The 22,945-nt window shown below is 70.7% G+C and carries 18 protein-coding genes; 3 read left to right on the forward strand and 15 right to left on the reverse strand.

Annotation, left to right across the window (positions count from 1 at the left end; translation table 11 throughout):
* Positions 1-37: 37 nt before the first annotated feature.
* On the reverse strand, positions 38-1,780 hold the full coding sequence (gene lysS / locus AOK11_RS15420; protein ID WP_055594288.1) for a lysine--tRNA ligase: 1,743 nt from the start codon (positions 1,778-1,780) through the stop codon (positions 38-40).
* A 172-nt stretch (positions 1,781-1,952) separates the two neighbouring features.
* On the opposite strand from lysS, the gene argS reads away from it, so the two are divergent.
* The gene (gene argS, locus AOK11_RS15425) at positions 1,953-3,719 is read left to right on the forward strand and encodes an arginine--tRNA ligase (protein WP_055594289.1); all 1,767 of its coding nucleotides are present in this window, start codon (positions 1,953-1,955) and stop codon (positions 3,717-3,719) included.
* 81 nt (positions 3,720-3,800) lie between these two features.
* Here the strand turns inward: argS and AOK11_RS15430 are convergent, their stop codons facing one another.
* The gene (locus tag AOK11_RS15430) at positions 3,801-4,262 is read right to left on the reverse strand and encodes a peptidoglycan-binding protein (RefSeq protein ID WP_055594290.1); all 462 of its coding nucleotides are present in this window, start codon (positions 4,260-4,262) and stop codon (positions 3,801-3,803) included.
* 287 nt (positions 4,263-4,549) lie between these two features.
* Here AOK11_RS15430 and AOK11_RS15435 point away from each other — a divergent pair, with 287 nt between their 5' ends.
* Together AOK11_RS15435 and AOK11_RS15440 are read left to right on the forward strand one after the other, a co-directional pair.
* Entirely contained in the window at positions 4,550-5,413 is an 864-nt protein-coding gene (locus AOK11_RS15435; RefSeq protein ID WP_055594291.1) for a peptidoglycan-binding protein, read from the forward strand.
* Positions 5,410-6,297 carry a helix-turn-helix domain-containing protein gene (locus tag AOK11_RS15440; RefSeq protein ID WP_055594292.1) on the forward strand — a complete coding sequence of 296 codons (888 nt, stop codon included), beginning with the start codon at positions 5,410-5,412 and terminating at the stop codon, positions 6,295-6,297. Before AOK11_RS15435 ends, AOK11_RS15440 begins: the two co-directional genes overlap by 4 nt.
* A 40-nt stretch (positions 6,298-6,337) precedes the next feature.
* Here the strand turns inward: AOK11_RS15440 and hemB are convergent, their stop codons facing one another.
* The 13 genes from hemB to AOK11_RS15505 form a co-directional block, all read right to left on the reverse strand.
* Complete coding sequence (gene hemB, locus AOK11_RS15445) at positions 6,338-7,333, reverse strand: porphobilinogen synthase (protein ID WP_055594293.1); 996 nt, start codon at positions 7,331-7,333, stop codon at positions 6,338-6,340.
* A 92-nt stretch (positions 7,334-7,425) separates the two neighbouring features.
* Positions 7,426-8,964, reverse strand: a complete 1,539-nt coding sequence (locus AOK11_RS15450; RefSeq protein ID WP_240497359.1) for an aldehyde dehydrogenase — start codon at positions 8,962-8,964, stop codon at positions 7,426-7,428.
* A 49-nt stretch (positions 8,965-9,013) separates the two neighbouring features.
* Positions 9,014-10,135, reverse strand: a complete 1,122-nt coding sequence (locus AOK11_RS15455; protein WP_055594294.1) for a Zn-dependent alcohol dehydrogenase — start codon at positions 10,133-10,135, stop codon at positions 9,014-9,016.
* A gap of 154 nt (positions 10,136-10,289) precedes the next feature.
* A complete protein-coding gene (locus AOK11_RS15460) occupies positions 10,290-11,828 on the reverse strand; it encodes an NCS1 family nucleobase:cation symporter-1 (protein WP_055594295.1) in 1,539 nt (512 codons plus the stop codon).
* Positions 11,829-12,084: 256 nt separating this feature from the next.
* A complete protein-coding gene (locus tag AOK11_RS15465; RefSeq protein WP_055594296.1) occupies positions 12,085-12,957 on the reverse strand; it encodes a nitrilase family protein in 873 nt (290 codons plus the stop codon).
* Positions 12,954-14,438: an NAD-dependent succinate-semialdehyde dehydrogenase gene (locus tag AOK11_RS15470; RefSeq protein ID WP_055594297.1), complete on the reverse strand. Its 1,485-nt coding sequence runs from the start codon at positions 14,436-14,438 to the stop codon at positions 12,954-12,956. Before AOK11_RS15470 ends, AOK11_RS15465 begins: the two co-directional genes overlap by 4 nt.
* 55 nt (positions 14,439-14,493) lie before the next feature.
* Positions 14,494-15,285 (reverse strand): IclR family transcriptional regulator, encoded by a 792-nt coding sequence (locus tag AOK11_RS15475; protein ID WP_055594298.1) that lies wholly within the window; start codon positions 15,283-15,285, stop codon positions 14,494-14,496.
* A 111-nt stretch (positions 15,286-15,396) separates the two neighbouring features.
* Positions 15,397-16,461, reverse strand: a complete 1,065-nt coding sequence (locus AOK11_RS15480) for an ABC transporter substrate-binding protein (RefSeq protein WP_206188851.1) — start codon at positions 16,459-16,461, stop codon at positions 15,397-15,399.
* A 176-nt stretch (positions 16,462-16,637) separates the two neighbouring features.
* Positions 16,638-17,453, reverse strand: coding sequence for an ABC transporter permease (locus AOK11_RS15485; protein ID WP_055594300.1), 816 nt, complete (start codon positions 17,451-17,453; stop codon positions 16,638-16,640).
* Positions 17,450-18,244, reverse strand: coding sequence for an ABC transporter ATP-binding protein (locus AOK11_RS15490; RefSeq protein WP_055594301.1), 795 nt, complete (start codon positions 18,242-18,244; stop codon positions 17,450-17,452). Before AOK11_RS15490 ends, AOK11_RS15485 begins: the two co-directional genes overlap by 4 nt.
* 29 nt (positions 18,245-18,273) lie before the next feature.
* The gene (locus tag AOK11_RS15495; protein ID WP_079034865.1) at positions 18,274-19,218 is read right to left on the reverse strand and encodes an ABC transporter permease; all 945 of its coding nucleotides are present in this window, start codon (positions 19,216-19,218) and stop codon (positions 18,274-18,276) included.
* Between the two features lie 405 nt (positions 19,219-19,623).
* Entirely contained in the window at positions 19,624-22,221 is a 2,598-nt protein-coding gene (locus AOK11_RS15500) for a bifunctional FO biosynthesis protein CofGH (RefSeq protein WP_055594311.1), read from the reverse strand.
* Positions 22,222-22,250: 29 nt separating this feature from the next.
* A complete protein-coding gene (locus AOK11_RS15505; RefSeq protein ID WP_055594303.1) occupies positions 22,251-22,934 on the reverse strand; it encodes a CofC family guanylyltransferase in 684 nt (227 codons plus the stop codon).
* Positions 22,935-22,945: the final 11 nt, after the last annotated feature.

A 22,945-nucleotide genomic window follows, 5' to 3' on the forward strand; every position in this document is an offset into this window, starting at 1 on the left:
ACCGGGCGCCCCGTCCTCGTGTGCGGCGCTGTGCCGGTCAGTCCCCGAGCAGCCGCCGTACCCGCTCCTGGCCCACCGCGAGCAGCAGGGTGGGCAGACGCGGGCCGGTGTCCCGCCCGACCAGCAGGTGGTAGAGCAGGGCGAAGAACGACCGCTGCGCGGTCTTGATCTCCGCGGGCAGCTCCTTGGGCGTGGCGTCGGCGGGGAAGCCTGCCTGGACCTTGGGAACGCCGTAGACGTGGTGGGTCAGCCCGTCCAGGGACCAGTGGTCGGCCAGCCCGTCGAGGAGCAGCCGCAACGACCGGCGGCCCTGCTCGTCCAGGGACTTCAGCAGTTCCTCGTCCGGCTCCGTCCGCACGATGGTGCGCTGGTCGGCCGGGACGTGGAGGGAGATCCACGCCTCGGCCTTGTCGTAGCGCGGCCGGGCCTCGTCGAGCGAGGCGAGCGGGTGGGCGGGGTCGAAGTCGCTGAGGATGCGCAGCGCCTGGTCCGCGTGCCCGCCGGTGATGTCGGCGACGGAGGCGAGGGTGCGGTACGGCAGCGGCCGGGGCGTCCTGGGCAGGGCGCCGCCCGCCGTGCCCACCGCGCGGGAGTGCGCGGCGATGTCGGCGGGCAGGGCGCTGCCGTCGGCGACCTTGGCGTCGAGCCGGTCCCACTCGTCGTAGAGGCGCTGGATCTCCTGGTCGAAGGCGACCTTGAAGGACTGGTTGGGCCGGCGCCGCGCGTACAGCCAGCGCAGCAGCTGGGGTTCCATGATCTTCAGCGCGTCGGCGGGCGTGGGCACGCCGCCGCGTGAGGACGACATCTTGGCCATGCCGCTGATGCCGACGAAGGCGTACATGGGGCCGATGGGCTGCTCGCCGCCGAAGATGCCGACGATCCGCCCGCCGACCTGGAACGACGAGCCCGGCGACGAGTGGTCGACGCCGCTCGGCTCGAAGATCACGCCCTCGTACGCCCAGCGCATCGGCCAGTCGACCTTCCAGACCAGCTTGCCGCGGTTGAACTCGCTGAGCCGGACCGTCTCGGCGAAGCCGCAGGCGGTGCAGGAGTAGGTCAGTTCGGTGGTGTCGTCGTCGTAGGAGGTGACGGTGGTGAGGTCCTTCTCGCAGTTGCCGCAGTAGGGCTTGTACGGGAAGTAGCCGGCGGAGCCGGTGCTGCCGTCGTCCTCGGCGGCGGCGCCGGAGCCCTCCGCCGCCTCCAGCTCGGCCTCGTCGACCGCCTTCTGCTGCTGCTTCTTCGCCGGGGCCTTCTTGGTGCGGTACTGGTCGAGGATCGCGTCGATGTCGCCGCGGTGCTTCATGGCGTGCAGGATCTGCTCGCGGTAGACACCGGAGGTGTACTGCTCCGTCTGGCTGATCCCGTCGAACTCCACGCCCAGCTCGGCGAGCGACTCGACCATGGTGGCCTTGAAGTGCTCGGCCCAGCTCGGGTACGGGGAGCCCTTGGGGGCGGGGACCGAGGTGAGCGGCTTGCCGATGTGCTCGGCCCACGTCTCGTCGACGCCCTCGACCCCGGCGGGGACCTTGCGGTACCGGTCGTAGTCGTCCCAGGAGATCAGGTGGCGGACCCGGTGGCCGCGGCGGCGGATCTCGTCGGCGACCAGGTGCGGGGTCATGACCTCGCGGAGGTTGCCCAGGTGGATCGGGCCCGAGGGGGAGAGTCCGGACGCGACGACGACCGGTTTGCCCGGGGCCCGACGCTCCGACTCCTCGATGACCTCGTCCGCGAAACGGGAGACCCAGTCGGTGGTCTCGGTGCTCTGAGCCACGATCGGCACGTCCTTCTTTCTGCTCGGGCAGCCGGTACGGTCGCACGGCTGACCTTTCTATTCTCCCAGCCCGGACCGCATCCGCGAAAACCGCTTTTCACCGCGTGGGATACTCGGCTTCAGCAGTAGTCACCTGTAGTAGTCAACAGCTCCGGAACCCGAGCAGAACGGCAGCCACCCCATGGCCTCGGTCACGTCCCTCAGCGACTCCGTCCAGCAGCATCTCGCGTCCGCGCTCTCGGCCACCCGGCCGGAGGCCGCCGGCGCGGACCCGCTGCTGCGACGCAGCGACCGGGCGGACTACCAGGCCAACGGCATCCTGGCGCTGGCCAAGAAGGCGAAGGCGAACCCGCGGGAGCTGGCCGCCGAGGTCGTCTCGCACGTCGTCACCGGTGACGAGCTGATCAAGGACGTCGAGGTCTCCGGCCCCGGCTTCCTCAACATCACGATCGCCGACCGGGCGATCACCGCGAACCTCGCCGCGCGGTACGCGGACACCGAGCGCCTCGGCGTGCCGGTGACCGCGCACCCCGGCACCACGGTGATCGACTACGCCCAGCCGAACGTGGCGAAGGAGATGCACGTCGGCCATCTGCGGTCCGCCGTGATCGGCGACTCGGTGGTCCAGCTCCTGGAGTTCACCGGGGAGAACGTGGTGCGCCGCCACCACATCGGCGACTGGGGCACCCAGTTCGGCATGCTCATCCAGTACCTGGACGAGCACCCGCACGAGCTGGACCACAAGGAGGGCGAAGTCTCCGGCGAGGAGGCGATGTCGAACCTGGACCGCCTCTACAAGACCGCGCGCAAGCTGTTCGACTCCGACGAGGAGTTCAAGACGCGCTCCCGGCGCCGGGTGGTCGACCTCCAGGCGGGCGATCCCCGCACGCTCTCCATCTGGCAGAAGTTCGTCGACGAGTCGAAGATCTACTTCTTCTCCGTCTTCGAGAAGCTGGACATGGAGATCCAGGACGCGGACATCGTCGGCGAGTCCGGCTACAACGACATGCTCGCCGAGACCTGCCGCCTGCTGGAGGAGTCGGGTGTCGCGGTCCGCTCCGAGGGCGCGCTGTGCGTGTTCTTCGAGGACGTCCTGGGCCCGGACGGCAAGCAGGTCCCGCTGATCGTCCAGAAGTCGGACGGCGGCTACGGCTACGCGGCGACCGACCTGTCCGCGATCCGGGACCGCGTGTTCCGCCTGAAGGCGGACACCCTGCTGTACGTGGTGGACGCCCGGCAGGCGCTGCACTTCAAGATGGTCTTCGAGACCGCGCGCCGGGCCGGCTGGCTCGGTGACGACGTGAAGGCGATCCAGCTCGCGTTCGGCACGGTCCTCGGCAAGGACGGCAAGCCGTTCAAGACCCGTGAGGGCGAGACGGTGAAGCTGGTGGATCTGCTGGACGAGGCGATCGACCGCGCCTCCGCGGTGGTCCGGGAGAAGGCGCAGGACCTGTCCGAGGAGGAGATCGCCGAGCGGGGCACCCAGGTGGGCGTCGGCGCGGTGAAGTACGCGGACCTGTCGACGTCGGCGAACCGGGACTACAAGTTCGACCTCGACCAGATGGTCTCGCTGAACGGCGACACGTCGGTGTACCTCCAGTACGCCTACGCCCGTATCCAGTCGATCCTGCGCAAGGCTCCCGAAGGCGTACGTCCGTCCGCGCACCCGGAGCTGGCCCTGCACGAGGCCGAGCGGGCGCTGGGCCTGCACGTGGACGCGTTCGCGGAGACGGTGGCGGACGCGGCACGCGAGTACGCCCCGCACAAGCTGGCCGCGTACCTGTACCAGCTGGCGTCCCTGTACACGTCGTTCTACGACAAGTGCCCGGTGCTGAAGGCCGAGTCGCCGGACCAGGTGGCCAACCGCCTGTTCCTGTGCGACGTCACGGCCCGCACGCTGCACCGGGGCATGGCCCTGCTGGGCATCAGGACGCCCGAGCGTCTCTGAGTCCGGAAGCACGACGCGTGCCCGCGGCCCGTCCTCTCCCCCGCTGGGAGGACGGGCCGCGGCAGTCGGTGCCGGTGGTGCCTAGTACGTGTCGACGCACCAGTTGGCGAAGGTCTTGAACGCCGCCTGGGTGCCCGAGCCGGCGATTCCGTCGATCGCGCCGGTGTAGCCCCAGCCGTTGTTCTTCAGGAAGCGCTGCAGCGCCGAGACCGTGCCGCTGCCGACGGATCCGTCGATGGCTCCGGTGTAGCCGTGGTGCGCCTTGAGCATGCGCTGGAATGCCTTCCAGCTGTTGGGGCCGAGTTCGCCGTCGATCGAGTCGGTGTAGCTCCAGTGCGCCCGCAGCCAGCGCTGGACGCCCTTGGCCTGGGTGGCGTTCAGACCGAGGTTGACCACCGCGAGCGGAGCGACCGCCTCGGCACTCGCCACGGCCTTGGTGTCCTGCGTCGGGGCCGCGAAGCTGGTGCCCGCGGTGGCCAGGCCACCGGCGGCGATCCCCACGGCCGTAGTGACGCTGACGAGCGCCTTGGTCATGGCTCGCATGCTTGTCCCCCTTCGAATGGGCGGCGCCGACCGGAGCGGCCGGCTCGACGACGAGACTGCCGGGTCGGGGCCGGGTCCGGCCATGATTGCCGCCGAAGTGACGACGGCATGGGACGCCCTCCCCCGCGACCTGCGGGACCGCGTCCCGCCGGGACGGCGCAGCGGGACGGGGCGGGACGGGCGATGGCTGAATCGGTGCGGGTGCGAGAAGCGCGTCACCGGGCACACTGTGGATGCTGTTGCACAAGGCGACGGGGACGGAACCATGCACACGCGAGTGGGGGAACATGTCGCGTTGGAAGGGCCTGCCCACAGAACTCGACCCGAGCGTGCGGAACTTGGTGGTGCGATTACGGCGCCTGAAGGACCACAGCGGGCTGAGTCTGCGTCAGCTCGCGGCGAAGACCGGGTACAGCTCTTCGTCGTGGGAGCGCTACCTCGGCGGCAGGGCGCTGCCGCCCCGGGACGCCGTCGAGGCGCTGGCGTCGGTCACCGGCGAGGAGCCGACCCGGCTGCTGGCCGTGTGGGAGGTCGCGGCGGAGGCATGGAGCGGCCGCACGGCGACGGCGCCCGCGGGTCCGATCGCGGGTGCCGCTCCGGCCGGGGCTCGGGATCAGGCTCCGGAATCGGCGGCGGAACCCGGCAGGGCGGAACCCCTCGAACCCCTCGAACCCCTCGATCCGATCGGTCCCGTCGGCCCCGGGGCTGAACCGGCACGCGGGCGGGCCTTCCACGTGGCGGTCGCCGCCGGGGCGGTCGCCGTGGTGCTGGCCGTGTCGGCGGTGGTGGTGCTGGTCGACAGGGCGGGCGCGGACCTCGATCACGGTGCCGTCGCGCCACTCGCCCCGTCGGCCGCACCGGCGGCGTCACCGCGGTCCGTGCCCGCGTACACCTGCCGGGTGGAGCGGATCGACGGCCTCTGGCACGCGGGGCTGAGCACCACCCGGGACAAGATCCTGGCGAACGGCTACGCCGGTCCGGAGGTCGCCGAGGCGCAGTGTCTGCTGGACCGGGCGGGCTACTCGCCGGGGGACGTCGACGGCATCTTCGGCCCGATGACCGAGCGGGCCGTCAAACGCCTGCAGACGGACGCCGACCTGGTGGTGGACGGCATCGTCGGCCCGCACACCTGGGGGGCCTTGCGAAGATGAGGTCGCCGGAGCGCGCCCGGCTGACGGCCGCTCTGCGGAGCCTCAAGGAGCGCGCGGGCCTGAGCCTGACCGGGCTGGGGGAACGCACCCCGTTCAGCAAGTCCTCCTGGAGCCGCTACCTCAGGGGCGAGATCCTGCCACCCCGTGAGGCCGTGCGGGAGCTGTGCCGGCTGGCGGGCGAGCCGGAGGGCCGTTGCCTGGCCCTGTGGGAGCTCGCGGAGTCGGAGAGCAGCGGCCGGGCGACCCAGGCCCCGCCCCCAGCGCGTCCGGAGACCGCACCGGAACCGGAGCCGGAGCCGCAACCGGAGGAGGGGCCCGAAGCCGGGGGCCCCGCCCCTCCTGCAACCACCACGACTACCGCGACCACGCACCGTCGGTCCTGGCGGGCCACCGCCGTCATGGCGGCCGTCCTGGCCGTGACCGCCGGCGGCGTGACCGCGACCGCCCTTCTCCTGCCGGCGGACCGGACGCCCGACGACGCACGCAGACCGCCCGCGACCGGGACGGGAACCGGGACCGGCCCTCCCCCGCCCCGCTGCCAGGGCGACGCCTGCGAGGGCCGGGACCCGATGAACATGCTCTGCGGGATCGGCCTGGACACCCTCATCGAGCACCGCACCGCCTCCGGAGCCCACCTGCAGGTGCGCTACAGCCCCACGTGCGGGACGAGTTGGGGCCGCATCTGGGACACGCGGGTGGGCGACCGGATCGAGCTGACCGCGGCCGGCCCGACCCGCTCCGCCGAGATCACGGACGCCCTGGACGCGACGGCGTACCTCTACACCCCGATGACGAGAACGGCTCCAGGCACTCTCGTACGGGCCTGCTTCCAGCCCGCCGGTCAGACACGGCGGGAGGAGTGTTTCGAGGCGACCGTCCGCTGACCTGCGACGCCGGCCTGCCCTGCGCGCTCCTCCCTCCGCCCTACACGTCGAGCTTCCGGGCGAACTCGGTGGCCCAGTAGGTGAGGATGTTCTGCGCACCGGCCCGCTTGATGCCGGTCAGGGCCTCCAGGATCGCCCGATCGCGGTCGATCCAGCCCTTCTCGGCGGCGGCCTCGATCATCGAGTACTCACCGGAGATCTGGTACGCGGCCACCGGCACGTCCACGGCGTCGGCGACCTTGGCGAGGATGTCGAGGTAGGGCCCGGCCGGCTTGACCATCACCAGGTCGGCGCCCTCCGCCAGGTCGAGCGCCAACTCCCGCATCGATTCACGGACGTTGGCCGGGTCCTGCTGATACGTCTTGCGGTCGCCCCGAAGCGACGACCCGACGGCCTCGCGGAACGGCCCGTAGAAGGCGGAGGCGTACTTGGCGGTGTAGGCGAGGATCGCGACGTCCTCGCGGCCGATCTGGTCGAGGGCGTCACGGATGACGCCGATCTGCCCGTCCATCATCCCGCTGGGCCCGACGACATGGGCGCCCGCGTCGGCCTGCACCTGCGCCATCTCGGCGTACCGCTCGAGCGTCGCGTCGTTGTCCACGCGTCCCTGGTCGTCCAGCACTCCGCAGTGACCGTGATCCGTCGTCTCGTCGAGACAGAGGTCGGACATGACGAGCAGCTCGTCCCCGACCTCGGCCCGTACGTCCCGCAGGGCGACCTGGAGAATCCCGTCGGGGTCGGTGCCCGCCGTGCCCAGGGCGTCCTTCTTCGACTCCTCCGGAACGCCGAACAGCATGATCCCGGAGACCCCGGCCGCCACGGCCTCGGCCGCCGCCTTCTTCAGGGTGTCCCGGGTGTGCTGCACCACGCCCGGCATCGCCTCGATCGGCACCGGCTCGGTGACCCCCTCGCGGACGAAGGCCGGGAGGATGAGGTCGGCGGGATGCAGCCGCGTCTCGGCGACCATCCGACGCATGGCCGGGGTGGTCCGCAGACGCCGGGGCCGGGTACCGGGAAAAGATCCGTACGTCGTCATACCTCCCACGCTACGCCCGCCCGCCCCGTGCCTTTACCGACGCCGAGTCGGCCCGGGGCGGCCACCGGCGCCCCGGGCCATCGGTCCCCGTTCTAGGCCGCCCGTGCGTCGTCGTCCGTGGGCGGCTCGGTCACGAAGATCGTCTTGTACTGGATGTACGCCTCGATCGCCTCGCGCCCCAGCTCGAGGCCCAGACCGCTGTCCTTCCGCCCGCCCATGGGTGCGCCGATGTCGAAGTTGGCGTGGTTGACGCTGAAGGTTCCGGTGTCCACCGCGCGGGCCACCTGGCGCCCCAGCGCCTCGTCGGCCGTCCAGACGCTGCCGGCCAGGCCGTAGTCGGAGTCGTTGGCCATGGCGACGGCACCCTCGACGGAGCCGTCGTAGGCGGAGATGGTCACGACGGGGCCGAAGATCTCCTCCCGGGCGACGACCATCGCGGGCTCCACGTCGGCGAAGACCGTGGGCTCGATGTAGAAGCCCCGGTCGAGGCCGGCGGGACGGCCACCGCCGGTGGTGACGCGCGCCCCTTCCTCCCGGCCCTTGCGGAGGTAGCCCTCGATCCGGTCGCGGTGCGCGGCCCCGGCGACCGGGCCGATCACCGTGGACGGATCCAGCGGGTCACCGACCGTCCAGCCCGCGACCGTCGCGGTGACGGCGTCCACGATCTCGTCGTAGCGCGAACGGGGCACCAGCAGCCGGGTGTTGTTGGTGCAGGTCTGGCCGTTGTTGTTGAACGACAGCCCGAGCAGGTGGTCGAGGAAGAGGGGCAGCGGCGCGTCCTCCAGGAGGATCGCGGCGGACTTGCCGCCCAGTTCCAGGGTGACCGGGCGCAGCAGTTCGCCGCAGAGGGCGCCGAGGCGGCGTCCGGCCGCGGTGGAGCCGGTGAAGGCGACCTTGTCCACTCCGGGGTGGGTGACCAGGTACTCCCCCACCTCCCGCTCGGCGGGCAGGACGTTGATCACGCCCGGAGGGAATCCCGCCTCGTGGACCGCGTCGGCGACGAGGAACGAGTCGAGCCCGGTGGTGGGTGAGGGCTTGATCACGGCGGTGCAGCCCATGGCCAGCGCGGGCGCCAGTTTGAAGAACAGGGTGCTGAGCGGGTAGTTCCACGGCGCGATCATGGCGACCACGCCGACCGGCTCACGGCGGACCAGGCTGTGGCCCACCCCGGCGGGACGCAGCTCCTCCGCGTACATGACGTCGGCGAGCGGGGCGTAGAAGCGGAGCAGTCCGGCCGCGGCGCCGACGTTGGCTTCGATCGCCCGTGCCAGGGGCGTGCCGACCTCCTGGGCGATCACGGTGCCGAGGGCTTCGGTGCGGGACTCCAGGGCGAGGGCCAGGCGTTCCATCGCGGCGGCCCGCTCCTCGGCCGAACCCCACCCGCGGACGCCGCCCAGGGCGCGGCGTGCGGCGGCGACGGCGGCGTCGACGTCGGCGCGGTCGGCCTCGGGAAAGACGCCGAAGGGCTCCTCGGTGGCGGCGCTGACCGCGGTGAACATGCGGTCGGTGGCGGGGATGCGCCAGTCGCCGTCGATGTAGAGCGTGTCACGGTCGGTCCCGTGGGACATGGCGGGGTGCTCCTTCTGCTCCTTCAGGTGCAGCTCTTGCCGCTGATCCTGCTGTACTCGCATGGGGTGCTCTCGTTGCTCTCGTTGCTCTCGGGGCTCTTGGGGCTCCGGTTCACTGCGCGGGGCCGTGGGCGACGATGCCGCGCAGGTTGCGGCCGGACCGCAGGTCCTCGAAGCCCTGGTTGATCTCGTCGAGGCTGTAGGTGCGGCTGACCAGCTCGTCGAGCTTGATCAGGCCCTGGCGGTACAGGGACAGCACCCGGGGCACGTCCCGGATGGGGCTGCACGAGCCGAAGATGGTCCCCTGGAGGCGCTTCTCGGCGAAGACGAGCTGGGTTCCGGGGAGCTGGACGTTGATCGCGTGGACGTCCTCGGTCATTCCGGCGAGGACGATGGTGCCGCCCTTGCCGGTGGCCTCGAAGGCGGCGCGGACGATGTCGGCGGTGGTCTCGCCGGTGCAGACGAGGGTGGAGTCGGCGCCCCCCGCGCTGGGGTTGAGGTCCGCGGCGAGGGCCGCCGCCTCGTCGAGGGTGCGGCAGACGTGCGAGGCCCCGAGGTCGCGGGCGAGAGCGTGCTTGGCCTCGTTGGGGTCGACCAGGATGATGTTGCCGGCGCCGGAGAGCCGGGCGCCCTGTACGGCGTTGATGCCGACGCCGCCCGCGCCGACGACGATGACGGTGTCGCCGGGCTCGGGATCGGCGGCGTACACGGCGGCACCCCAGCCGGTGAGGACTCCGCAGCTCACCAGTGCGACCACCGAGAGCGGTATGTCGGGGTCGACGCGTACGAGGGAGTCCTGGGAGACGACGGAGTGCTCGGCGAAGGTGCCCAGCGAGCAGTTGGCGCCGATGGGGCCGTCGGGGCCGGTGAACCGGTAGGTGCCGTCGGGGAGTTTGCCCTCGGGGCCGAAGGCTGCGGCGTCGCACAGGTTGGAGCGGCCGGAGGCACACCAGCGGCAGTGTCCGCAGGACGGTTTGAAGGAGGCGGCCACGTGGTCGCCGGGGGCCAGCTTGGACACGCCCTCGCCGACGGCTTCGACGATCCCCGAGCCCTCGTGTCCGCCGATGATGGGCAGCGGCGCCATGTTGCCGGTGCGTACGTGCTCGTCGGAGAAGCAGAGTCCGGCGTGGGTGAAGCGGACCAGGACCTCGCCCGCCTGGGGCGGGGCGAGTTCGAGTTCGGTGATCTCCCAGTCCTTGCCGGGGGCGGTCATGACGGCGGCACGGGTCTTCATCGGGGGCCCTTCAGGGGGACGGCGGCGTAGGCACCTTGACAGTGGCGTACACACGAAAGAACGGTGGAGCAGACGGCAGAGGACGGTGGAACGGACGACAGGCGAACGCGGACGGGACGGGGCAGACCGGCGCGCGCCGGCCTGCCCCGTCGGATCAGACCGTGACCCGGTCCTTCTCCTCCACCGCCGCCGGAACAGCGGCGCGGTGCGGGAAGAGTTTGCTGAACGCGGTGTGCAGGGCGATGCCGCCGAGGAAGGCGACGGCCCAGCCGTAGTCGAACAGCGGCTTGAGGAAGGGGATGAGTCCGTCCGCCGGGAAGGGTCCGTTCCCGTTCTCGGAGTACGCGCCGGCGAGGGACAGGAACAGGACGATCGCGAGCGTGAGGAGGGAACGCCAGTTGAAGCCCTTGGCGTACTCGTACGGTCCGCCGCGCGTGTACAGCCCGACGAGGTCGAGCTGACGCTTGCGCAGCAGCCAGTACTCGGCGGTGAGAACGCCGGCGACGCTGCCGAGGACGGCGCCGCTCACACCGAGCCAGCTGAAGATGTACAGCTCGGGCGAGGAGAGCAGCCGCCAGGGCTGCATCAGGATGCCGATGACGCCGGCGATGATGCCGCCGGTGCGGAAGCTGATGAGGCGCGGCAGGGCGTTGGAGAAGTCGAAGGCGGGGCCCACGACGTTGGCCGCGACGTTGACGGCGACGGTGGCCACGATGACGCACAGCAGGGCGAAGACGACGACGACCGGGTTGGAGAAGCGGCTGACCAGCTCGACGGGGTCCCAGATCGCGTGTCCGTAGACGACGATGGTGGCCGAGGTGGTGAGGGCACCGATCATGGAGAACAGGGTGATCGTCGGGGGCAGACCCAGCGACTGGCCGATCATCTGTTCCCGCTGCCCCTTGGAGTAGCGGGTGAAGTCCGCGATGTTGACGGACATGGTGGCGAAGTACGCGATCATGCCCATCAGGGAGGGCGCGAACAGCAGCCAGAAGTCGGCGCCCCAGCCGAGCTTGGACGGCTCGGTGGCGAGCGGGCCGAAGCCGTCGGCCTGGATGACCATCCAGACCAGTAGGAACGCGGCAACGATCAGGATGAGCGGCGCGGACCAGTTCTCGAGGCGACGGATGGATTCGATGCCGCGGACGATGAGGGCGATCTGCAGCAGCCAGAAGACCGCGAAGGACAGCCAGAGGGTCTTGGGGTGGCCCCACACCTCGCCCGCGTTGAGCCACGCGTCACCGGCGAAGGCACCGGTGATGGTGTAGATGGCCTGGCCGCCGATCCACGTCTGGATGCCGAACCAGCCGCACGCGGACAGGGCGCGCATCAGGGCGGGCACGTTGGCGCCGAGGGTGCCGAAGGCGGCACGGGCGAAGACGGGGTAGGGGATGCCGTACTTGGTACCGGCGTGGCTGTTGAGCAGGATGGGACCCAGAACGATCAGGTTGCCCAGGGCGATCGTCATGACCGCCTGGTACCAGCTCATGCCGAGGCCGATGAGACCACTGGCGAGGTAGTACGTGGGGATGCCGTGGGCGATGCCCATCCACAGCGCCGCGTAGTTGTACGTGCCCCAGGTCCTGCGGGACAGGGGTACGGGCGCCAGGTCCTCGTTGTAGAGCGGGCTCCCCTTGATGCTACTCGGGTCGGAGAGCTCCACCTGTGCGCTGGTGCGCTCGATCGCTCGCATTGCCGTTCACCTTTTGGTCCATTCAGTGAACCATGGGTTCAGAGGGTGGGAGAAAGTCTGTGTGAGGGCCACCGACCTGTCAATAGATGCCGGTGTGTCCCCCTGCAAGGAGGAAGAGTGGGGTGTGCGACGCCCGTGTTGGGCGTGAACGGGCGTCCATGGTTCCCGGGGGTGCGCGGGAACGGGAGGGCGTCCGGGCGCCCCGAGGGTGAGGGCGCCCGGAACAGGCCCGGGAAAGGGGCCGGGGCCCCTGTGGTCAGGCGGTGTTACCGGTGAGGTCCGAGGAGTCCGGAGTGAAGTCGCCGGTGCGGTAGACGTCCGTGCGCCGGTCGCCGAGCGGCTGGTTGAAGGGGTTGCCCAGCCGTTCCTTGCGCGAGCCGATCAGGTCCACCTCGGCCAGGACGATGGCCTCCTCGTCGCCGCCGGCCGGTCCGGCCAGCGGCCAGCCGTCCGGGCCCACGATCAGCGACCGGCCGATGAAGCCCTGGTCGCGTTCGCTGCCGGTCCGGCTGACCCCGGCGACGAAGAACTGGTTGCTGTGCGCTGCGGTCATGCACATCAGGTTGGCCATCACCGGCGCGTCCTCGGGCTGCCCGGGTACGGGCACCCAGTTCGACGGAAGGGCCAGCAGATCGGCACCGCCGAGCGCCGCGCTGCGGAAGGTCTCCGGGAACCACGCGTCGTAGCAGATGCCGATCCCGATGTTGCCGAGCGGGGTGCGGAAGACGGGAAAGCCGTCCTCCTGACGGTCGTAGAGCTCCTTCTCGAAGTTCCACAGGTGCGCCTTGCGGAACGTCCCGACATGCCCCTCGGGGCCCATCAGGACCGCCGCGTTGTACACCTTCTCGCCCGCCAGCTCGGTGACCCCGGCGACGATCCACAGGTCCAGTTCGGCGGCGAGCGCGGCCCAGGCCGAGCAGACCGGACCGTCGGGGACGGGCTCGGCGTTCCTGCGGGCGTCCGCGCGGTCGGTGAACATGTATCCGGCCGAGGCCGCTTCGGGCAGGACGACCAGCCGGGCCCCGGCGGCCGCCGCCTCGCGGATCAGCCGCGAGGACGTCTCGATGTTCGCCGCGGGATCGCCGAAGGCGGGTTCGAACTGGATGCCCGCCAGGATGAAGCCCGTCATCGGTCCGCCTTGATCGCCAGGTACTTGATGCTCAGGTATTCGTCGATGCCCACCGCACCGCCCTCGCGGCCGAGCCCGGACTGCTTGACTCCGCCGAAGGGTGCGGCGGGGTTGGAGATGATCCCCTGGTTGAGTCCGACCATGCCGCACTCCAGCCGCTCGCTCACCCGCAGGCCACGGCTGAGGCTCTCGGTGAAGAGATAGCCGGCGAGGCCGTACTCGGAGTCGTTCGCCAGGGCCACCGCCGTGTCCTCGTCGTCGAAGGCGACGATCGGCGCGACCGGTCCGAAGATCTCCTCGGTGAGCGTGCGCACTCCGAGCGGTACGCCGCTGAGCACGGTCGGCGCGAAGAAGTGGCCGTCCGAGGCGACTTCCGTACCCCCGGTGAGGACGGTGGCCCCGGCGGCGGCAGCCTCGGAGACCAGGTCGGTGACGTTCTTCACCGCGTTCGCGTCGATCAGCGGGCCGACCTGGCTGTCCGGGTCGAGACCGTGGCCGACCGTCAGCGCGGCCAGCCGTTCGGCCAGGCGGCGGCCGAACTCGTCGGCGACCGAGGAGTGGACGTAGAACCGGTTGGCGGCCGTGCACGCCTCACCGATGTTGCGCATCTTCGCCTGGAACGCGCCCTCCACCGCCGCGTCGAGGTCGGCGTCGGCGAAGACCAGGAAGGGGGCGTTGCCGCCGAGTTCCATGGACGTGCGCAGCACGTTCCGCGACGACGCGGCGAGCAGCGCGCGGCCGACCTCGGTGGACCCGGTGAAGGACAGCTTGCGCAGCCGGGGGTCGTTCAGCAGATGGTCGGTGACCTCGCCCGAGCGGTTGGTGGTGAAGACGTTCACCACGCCGGCGGGTGCCCCGGCCTCCCGCAGGATGTCCACCAGGGCCAGCATGGACAGCGGGGTCTGCTTGGCCGGTTTGACGACGACGGTGCAGCCCGCCGCGAGCGCCGGACCGATCTTGCGAGTGCCCATCGCCATGGGGAAGTTCCACGGGGTGACCAGCAGACAGGGACCCACGGGCTGACGCATCGTCACCACCCGGGAGCCGCCGCCCGGGGCGGTCATGTATCCGCCGTCGATCCGCACGGCCTCCTCGGAGAACCAGCGCAGGAACTCGGCGGCGTAGGCCACCTCGGCCTGGGACTCGGCGAAGGGCTTGCCCATCTCCAGGGTCATCAGCAGGGCCAGGTCGTCCTTGCGCGCCATGATCGTCTCGAAGGCCCGGCGCAGCACCTCGCCGCGCTCGCGGGGAGGCGTCGCCGCCCAGGAGGCCTGCGCCCGTACGGCGGCGTCGAGGGCGTCCACGGCATCCGCCGGGCCGGCGTCGGCGACCTCGGCGATCACCGTACCGGTGCCCGGGTCCTCGACGGAGACCGTCGCACCGCTGCGGGACGGGCGCCATTCACCGTCGACGTGCAGGCCCTTGGGTATCCGGTCCACGACCGCTCGGGCGGCGTGGAGCCGCTCCTGAAGTGCCGCCATTCGCTTCCTCCTGATCGGGCCACCGCGCTGGGCGGTGGTTGCTCTCGGTGGTGCCCTAGTGCTCGGTGAATCCCGTGGGCAGTTCGATGCCGGTGACGCTCAGCAGCTCGCTGAGCTGACGGGCCGCCTTCATCACGGACTCGGCGACCTCGTCGATGCGCGTGCGGGTCAGCCGATAGGTGGGTCCACCGATCCACACGGCATAGGTGGTGGCGTCGCCGACACGGACCGGGGCGGCGACGGAGGCCGCACCCACCTCCAGTTCGTCGTAGGCGAGGGCGTAGCCGCGGGCCCGCACCTCGGCCATGGAGTCGATGAACGCGTCGAGCCCGCCGAGTTGTTCGGGGGCACTGGCCTCGAACTCCTCGCCGAACTCGGCGCGGACTTGGGCCGGGTCGAGCGCGCTGAGCAGGACCTTGCCGGTGGAGGTGGCCCAGACCGGCTGGGTCCTCGGTACGGGTTTGAGGGTCTGCCCGATCAGGGACGGGCCCGGCACCTGGGCGACAACCATGACGTTGGGGGCGAGCAGGACGTCGAAGCCGGCGGTCTCCTTGGTCTCCTTCGCCAGATCCCGCAGCACGTCCCGCATGTGCCCGTAGGCGCCGCCACCGTCCAGCAGTCCGCCGACGATGGACAGCAGGCCCAGCGAGACGCGGTAACGGCGGGTGACCGGGTCCAGGTTCAGCCAGCTCTCGCGTTCGAGGACGGTGAGGACCCGGTAGCAGGTGGCCTTGGGGATGCCGGACTCCCGCGCGATCTCGCTGAGACCGACCCCGTCCGGGTGCGCCGCGACCGTACGTAGCAGCCAGATCGTCCTTCGGACGAGACCTGCTTCACTGGATGCCATTGTTCCTCCGTATGTCACGTCGAGATCACTGCGGGCGGTACGACCATCCTGGCAGGGAAGCCCGACCCTGCCGCCGTGTGCCGCGGAACCCGGCGTGCGGCGGGGCATCTCTTATTTGCCACCCGGGGTGACGGTGACCGTTTCCGGCTTGTAGGACTCACCGGTGATGTCGAATCCCTCGGCCTTCAGCTCCTTGAGCGCCCGCTCGGTCAGATCGGTGCGGTACGCCCCGTCCGTGGGCGGTGCCTTGAGGACGCCGGCCTCCACCGCGATGTCGATGGTCTGGTCCCAGGCGGCCTTGTCCATCGCCCCGATGCCGTTCTCGGAGGGCCAGACGAGCTTGTTGACCTCGTTGAGCATCCAGGTCTGGTGGCCCTCGCCGAGCGCGCTGCCGTTCTTGAGCACGACGTCGACACAGCCCTTGGGTTCGTCCCGGCAGTAACCCCAGCCCTCGTAGGTGGCCTTGAGGAACCTGACCGCGGTCTCCTGGTTCTCCTTCTTCGTCAGCCAGTCCTCCTTGGCGTAGACGCCGTCCTCCAGCGTCTGGTACCCGGCGTCCTGGATGTTGATCGCGACGAAGTCCGACGGCTGGTAGAGCTTCCCCGTCTTGGGGTTCGTGGTCTCCAGGAGCTGTGCGTACTCGTTGTAGGTCTTGGCCTGGGCCGCGTCGACCTCCCGCTTGAGCAGCAGGGACATGTCGAACGGCTGCTGGATGATCTCGGCGCCCTTCTTCGGGTCGACGCCGGAACCCCGCATCGCCGCGAAGAGGGTCAGTTCGTTGCCGTAACCCCAGCTTCCGACCCGCTTGCCCTTGAGGTCGGCGAGGGTCTTGATGCCGGAGTCGGCCCAGGCGACCTGGAGGTAGGCGCCGCGCTGGAACGCCTGGCCGATGTTGACCAGATCGGCGCCCTGCTCGCGGGTGACCATGGTCTTGGTGACGTGGGAGACGGCGAACTCGGCGTTGCCCGCCGACAGGACCTGCTGGGGCACGATGTTCACCCCGCCTTCCTGAATCGTCACGTCGAGGCACGCCTTGTCGTAGTAGCCCTTCTCCTTCGCCGCGTAGTACCCGGCGAACTGGGCCTGGGCGACCCACTGGAGCACGACGCGGACCTTCGTCCGGCTCTCGCAGTCCTTGCCGGCCCCGGAGGCGGCCTCGCCGGCCGAGTCGGACATGCCTCCGCAGGCGGAGAGCAGCAGCATCGCGGAGGAGAGACCCGCGGCCGCCCGGACGCGACGGCGGGTTCTGGAAAATGGTGCTCGGTTTCTGGACACGTTACCTCCGCAGGGGAAGGAAAAGAGGGTGGACGGAAAGAACCGAAAAGGAGAATGCGGGAATGCCGCTGCCGCGGTCAGGACTCTTCTTCGTGCAGGGATTCGTGCCAGGGCATGAGGAATCGCTCCAGGAGAGTCACGACTCCGAACATGGCGAGTCCGAGCGCACCGGACACCAGAATTCCGGCCCAGGCGTAATCAAAACGGGGAAGGGCCGCCTGATAGGCGATGTACACACCGAGCGCCTCGGTGCTGCCACCGAAGTATTCGCTGACGATCACGCCGATGACGGCGAGCGTGGTGCCGAGCTTCAGTGCGTTGAAGATGAACGGGAGGGCATTGGGCAGGCGCAGCAGGAGGGCCACCTGGCGCGGGCGGGCCGCGAGGGACTCCATGATCTCCACGTGCAGGGGCGCGATCTGGAGGAGCCCCCGGGTGGTGTTGACGAACACCGGGAAGAACACCATGACGGCTGCCACCCCGGCCTTGGAGAGCATGCTGGTCACGCCGAACCAGTTGTTGAAGATCGGGGCCAGGGCCACGATGGGCGCGCAGTTGACCAGCACGGCGGTGTTGAGGACCGGACCCGACATCCGGGGGAAGCGGCTGACGACGAGCGCCACGGCGACACCCCCGAGGGAGCCCAGGACGAGTCCGAGCAGGACGGACTCGACGGTGGACCGGGATGCGGACATGATCGTCCCGAAGTCCTGCTGGAACGCTTCGGCGATCATGACCGGGCTCGGCATGATGAACACGGGCACGTCGAACAGCACGACGACCGATTGCCACAGGCCGAGCAGGAGTACGGCGGTCACCGCGACCGGCGTGAGCCGCAGGGCTCGTGACATGAGCGCGGGGCGGCCGGGGCGGGAGAGCGGGACGGTGCTCATGCCGCCGCCTGCTCGCTCGGAGCCCCGTGGAGGGCCTGGCGGACTTCCTTCACCTTCTCGAAGAACTCCGGCGTGGTGCGGGTCTCGGCGGTCCTGGGGTGGGGCAGGTCCACGTCGATGCAGGCCGCGACCCGGCCGGGCCGCGCGGACATCACCACCACCCGCGAGGAGAGGAAAACGGCCTCGGAGATGCTGTGCGTGACGAACACGACGGTCGTGCGGGTGTCGCCCCAGATACGCAGCAGTTCTCCCTGAAGTCGTTCGCGGTTCATCTCGTCGAGGGCCCCGAGCGGTTCGTCCATGAAGAGGATCTCGGGGTCCGCGGAGAGGGCGCGGGCGATCGCGACGCGCTGCTGCATACCGCCGGAGAGCTGCCAGGGGTAGTGGCCGGCGAAATCGCTGAGGCGGACCAGTTCCAGCATCTCCAGGGCCTTGGCCCGGTGGACCTCCTTCTTCACCCCTGCCACCTGGAGCGGCAGTTCGACGTTGCGCAGCACATTGCGCCACTCGAAGAGTCCGGCCTGCTGGAAAACCATGCCGTAGTCGCGGTCGGCGCGGGCCGCGCCCGGCGTCTTGCCGTTGACGGTGACAGTGCCGCTCGTGGGTCCGGTGAGGTCCGCCATCACCCGCAGCAGAGTGGACTTGCCGCAGCCGCTGGGCCCCAGCAGGGAGATGAACTCGCCCCGCCCTATGGTCAGGTCGATGTCCTGCAGAGCGGTGACCGCGCGGTCGGAACCGCTGTTGAAGACTTTGTCGACTCCGCGGACGGAGATGATTGCGTGCTCGGCCATCAGAGGCTCCAGAGGTTGTGGATGCTCGGCTAGCGGGCGTGCCGGTTGCGGAGCGCGAACCGCTCCAGCAGGGAGAGGACCTGCACGAAGAGGATTCCGGCGATCGCGGCGACGAGGACGGCGGCGTACAGCTTCTCCGGGCCGTTCGAGTAGTAGTAGGCGGAGGTGAGGATGGCGCGGCCGATACCGCGGCCGGTGCCGGCCGACAGCTCGCCCACGATGGCGCCCACCACGCTCGCGGTGGCGGCGAGCCGCAGCCCGGCGAAGACGTACGGAAGGGCCGCCGGGAACCGGAGCGACCACAGCACCCGGGCGCGCCCGGCGCCCACACTGCGCATGAACTCGAGCTGCACCTTCGGCGGGGACTTCAGTCCGCGCAGGGAGTTGATGGTGACGGGGAAGAACGCGAGGTACGCGGCGATGCCGGTGACCGCGACCCACGGCTGCAGACCGGCCTTGCCGCCCCAGATCACGATCATCGGGGCGATGGCGACCAGCGGAACCGTCTGGGAGGCGACCAGCCAGGGCATCAGGCCCCTGCTCACCGGTGCCAGATGAAGGAAGAGCACCGCGAGCGCGAGACCGAGGAGCGATCCGGCCGTCAGGCCGTAGAGGGCTTCGCGGAGCGTCACGGTGGTCTCGCCGATGAGGTACACCGCGAGCGAGGTCGGGTCGCCCGCGCGGGCCGGCGCGGTGAGCGAGCCGAAGATCGTCCACAGGTGCGGCATCGACAGGTCGTCGGTGGCGACCGGCAGGCCGATCCCGAGGATCCGGTCGTCGACGGCCCGGCCGAGCGCCTTGTACCCCTCCCACAGTCCGGCGAGGACGACCACGACAAGGAGCGCGCCGAGTGGATCGACGAGTCGACGCGCGAGGGCGCCGCCGCGCCCCCGCCCACGCAGTGTCGCCGGATCCGCCTGCTCCTCACGAGCCGCGGGTGGTCTGGGCGATGCAGAGATGTTGGTCGCAGTCATGCTCAGGCACTCTCCGAATCCTTCGGATGTGTCGTCCAGGGAGGGGATCCACGTCGCCCTGCCAACCTGTCGGGGCACTCAGTCACTGGATCACTGAGTGAACTGGTGGTTCACGCTAGAGCCAGGTCTGGTTTCCGTCAACGGTTTGGCCGAAATGCGCGACCGGTTTCTGCAAGGAACTGAATCCCGCGTTCCCGGAGCTTCGGAACACGGTCGAATCACGGCACGGCCATACGTGTCGGCCACTGTTCCAGGGGCAATGGGCAGGACGATGCACAGAGAATCCGCGGGGCGTCGCCGAAGGGAATCCACCGGGATACCCGGGCGAATCCACGGGGGTTGTCCGATTTCCTTGGCGCCCGGTGGAGCACGGCCGTCCCGGCAGTTGAGCGGGACGGCCGTCCGCTAGGAATTCAGCAGGGTCAGCGGTGGCTTCGACGGCCGCCACACTCCGTCGTGCGTGCGGGCCACCGCCTCCCGCTCCGCGCTGACGGTGCCATAGGTGGTCGTCCTCATCCGGGCCGGGCGGCCGGCGTCGTGGGCCAGCGCCTCCAGGTCGGTGATGCTCTTGTGACTGCCCTGCTCCGAGCCCGCCATCCGGCTGATGGTCTCCTCCATCAGCGTTCCGCCGATGTCGTTGACACCGCCCCGCAGGACGTCGAGAACGCTGTGGCGCGCCAGCTTCACCCAGCTCGTCTGGATGTTGCGGATCCTGCCGTGCAGCAGGATCCGCGCCAGGGCGTGCACGGCCCGGTTCTCCAGGACGGTCGGCCCGGACCGGGCGATTCCGGCCAGATAGACCGGGGAGTTGGTATGCACGAACGGCAGCAGGACGAACTCGGTGAAGCCTCCCGTCTCCTCCTGCAACCGTCCGATCAGCTTGATGTGGTCCACCCAGTGGCGCGGGGTGTCCACATGGCCGTACATCATCGTCGCCGTCGTCGGCATGCCCAGCGTGTGGGCGGTGGTGACCACGTCGATCCACTGGGCCGCGGGCAGCTTCCCCTTGGTGAGCACCCAGCGGACCTCGTCGTCGAGGATCTCGGCGGCCGTGCCGGGCAGCGAGTCGACACCGGCCTCCCGGGCCGCCTGGAGCCACTCCCGTACCGACAGGTCCATCCTGGTCGCGCCGTTGACGACCTCCATGGGCGAGAAGGCGTGCACGTGCATCTCGGGGGTACGCCGTTTGACCTCGGCGGCGATGTCGAAGTACGCGCTGCCCGGCAGGTCCGGGTGGATCCCGCCCTGGAGGCAGACCTCGCTCGCCCCGACCGCCCACGCCTCCTCGGCCCGCACGCCGATCTGCTCCAGGGAGAGGGTGTAGGCGTCGGCGTCGGTGCGGCGCTGGGCGAAGGCACAGAAGCGGCAACCGGTGTAACAGACGTTGGTGAAGTTGATGTTCCGGGTGACCACATAGGTGATCTCGTTCCCGGCCGCCTCGGCCCGCAGTGAGTCCGCGAGCGCGGCCAGCGCCTCGATCTCCGCTCCCGGCGCGGCACCGAGCAGGGTCAGGGCGGACGCGGAGGCGAGCCCCGCGGGATCGGCCTCCGCCGCCCGCAGCGCCGCCGCGAACTCCGGACGCAGCCGCTCCGGCCGGCCGGCCGGGGACGGCACGGACCCGTCCTCGCCGCCCGGCCGCCCGGAGGCCCGCGCGGCCTCGGGCACCGCCTGGGCGATCGCCGCCCAGTCCCCGTACACCTCGTCGAAGTCCGCCCGCCGGTCGGTGGTGCGGCCCTCGGTGTCGATGGCGGCGAACAGGTCGGTGCGGCCGGCGGCGACGAGCGGTGTCTCCGGTTCCTGCCAGGGCAGGCCGCGGGGCCGCACCCCCTCGGCCGCCAGGCCGGTCACGGGATCGGCGAGCGCCGCCACATGGGGAGCCAGCCGGGGGTCGAGCCAGGGCTCACCGCGCCGCAGGTGCTCGGGGTGGACCGTCAGCCGCTCGCGGAGGGTGAAGCCCTCGGCCTCGGTGTGTGCGGCCAGTTCCTCGATCACCGGCCAGGGCCGCTCGGGGTTGACGTGGTCGTCGGTCACCGGGGACACCCCGCCCCAGTCGTCGATGCCGGCCCGCAGCATCAGGGCGAACTCCTCGCCCACCAGGTTCGGCGGTGCCTGGATGCGGGCGGAAGGGCCGAGCAGCAGGCGCGCCACCGCGACGGCGGCGGCCAGTTCGGACGGGTCGGCGTCGGGCGCGTCGCGCATCGCCGTGTCCGGCTTGGCCCGGAAGTTCTGCACGATCACCTCCTGGATCCCGCCGTACGTCCGGGAGATCCGGCGGATCTCCCGGAGCGCGTCGATCCGTTCGGCGGGGGTCTCCCCGATGCCGATGAGGATGCCGGTGGTGAACGGCACGTTGCTGCGGCCCGCGTCCTCGAGCACCCGCAGCCGCACGGCGGGCTCCTTGTCGGGTGAGCCGTAGTGCGGGCCTCCGGGCTCGGACCACAGCCGGGTCGCCGTGGTCTCCAGCATCATGCCCATGCTGGGCGCGACCGGCTTCAGCCGCTGGAGGTCGGTCCAGGACAGCACCCCGGGGTTGAGGTGCGGCAGCAGGCCGGTCTCCTCCAGCACCCGGATCGCCATGGCCCGTACGTAGCTGAGCGTGTCGTCGTAGCCGTGCGCGTCCAGCCAGGCGCGGGCCGCGGGCCAGCGTTCCTCGGGCCGGTCGCCCAGGGTGAACAGCGCTTCCTTGCACCCCGCCGCCGCTCCCGCGCGGGCGATGTCCAGCACCTCGTCGGGGCTGAGGTAGGGCGCGGCCAGCCGCCCCGGGACGGTGGCGAAGGTGCAGTAGTGGCAGCGGTCCCGGCACAGCCGGGTGAGCGGGATGAACACCTTGCGGGAGTAGGTGATCACGCCAGGCCGGCCCGCGGCCTCGAGGCCGGCGTCGCGTACCCGGCTCGCCGCGGCGCAGAGCCGGTCGAGGTCGGCGCCGCGGGCGTGCAGCAGGACCTCGGCCTCGGCGGCGTCGAGCGTCACGGCGTCGGTGGCCCGGCGCAGTGCCCGGTTCATGGCCGAGCGGGTGGGACTGGGAAGGCCGTTCACAGTGCTCCGACCTTTCGTTCGTGCGCGGTCGTGCGCGGCTGGGGTCCGTCGGGCCGGAAGGCGGTGAGCCATTCCCGGGTGGCGGGACCGAGCGTGTGCGGGGGCAGCGCCAGCAGGTGGTCGACGGTGTCGACGTCCCGGCGCAGCGGGGACGCGGGTCCCACGCCGAGGTGGTGGTATCCGGCGGCGTGGAACCGGGCGAGGGAGCCGGGGCCGAGGAACGGCCGGAAGTCCGCCGCCTCGCGCAGGGTGAGCAGGGTCGTCCCGGTGCCGTCGGCGTCCCCGACGACCGCCCGCCGGTGGCGGGCGGCCAGGGTGAGGGCCCTCGTGTGGTCGGCGGTACCCGCCCCCGCGAGGTCGCCCATGATCAGGGCGAGTGCGGCAGCGGGGGCGGTACCGCCGATCAGCTCGAGGGCTTCCCCGGCCTCGCCGTTGAGTCCGGGGAAGCGTCCCGAGCCGGTGACGGCGGCCCCCTCGGCGAGGGCCAGGCCCGTCACCTCGGGGTCCGTCGTCACCACGACGACCGAGCGGACGGCGGGCACCGCACGCAGCCGCCGCACCGTATCGGTCAGCATGGCCCTGGCCAGCAGGCGCCGGGCGTCGGGGGTGAGCCCGACACACCGGCTCTTGGCCCGGGTGAAGGCCTTGGCCGGTACGAGGGCGATCCACTCGGTGGTCATGGCGCGGTCCG

It is taken from the genome of Streptomyces hirsutus, assembly GCF_001418415.1.
In the GTDB taxonomy this organism is placed as follows: domain Bacteria; phylum Actinomycetota; class Actinomycetes; order Streptomycetales; family Streptomycetaceae; genus Streptomyces; species Streptomyces hirsutus.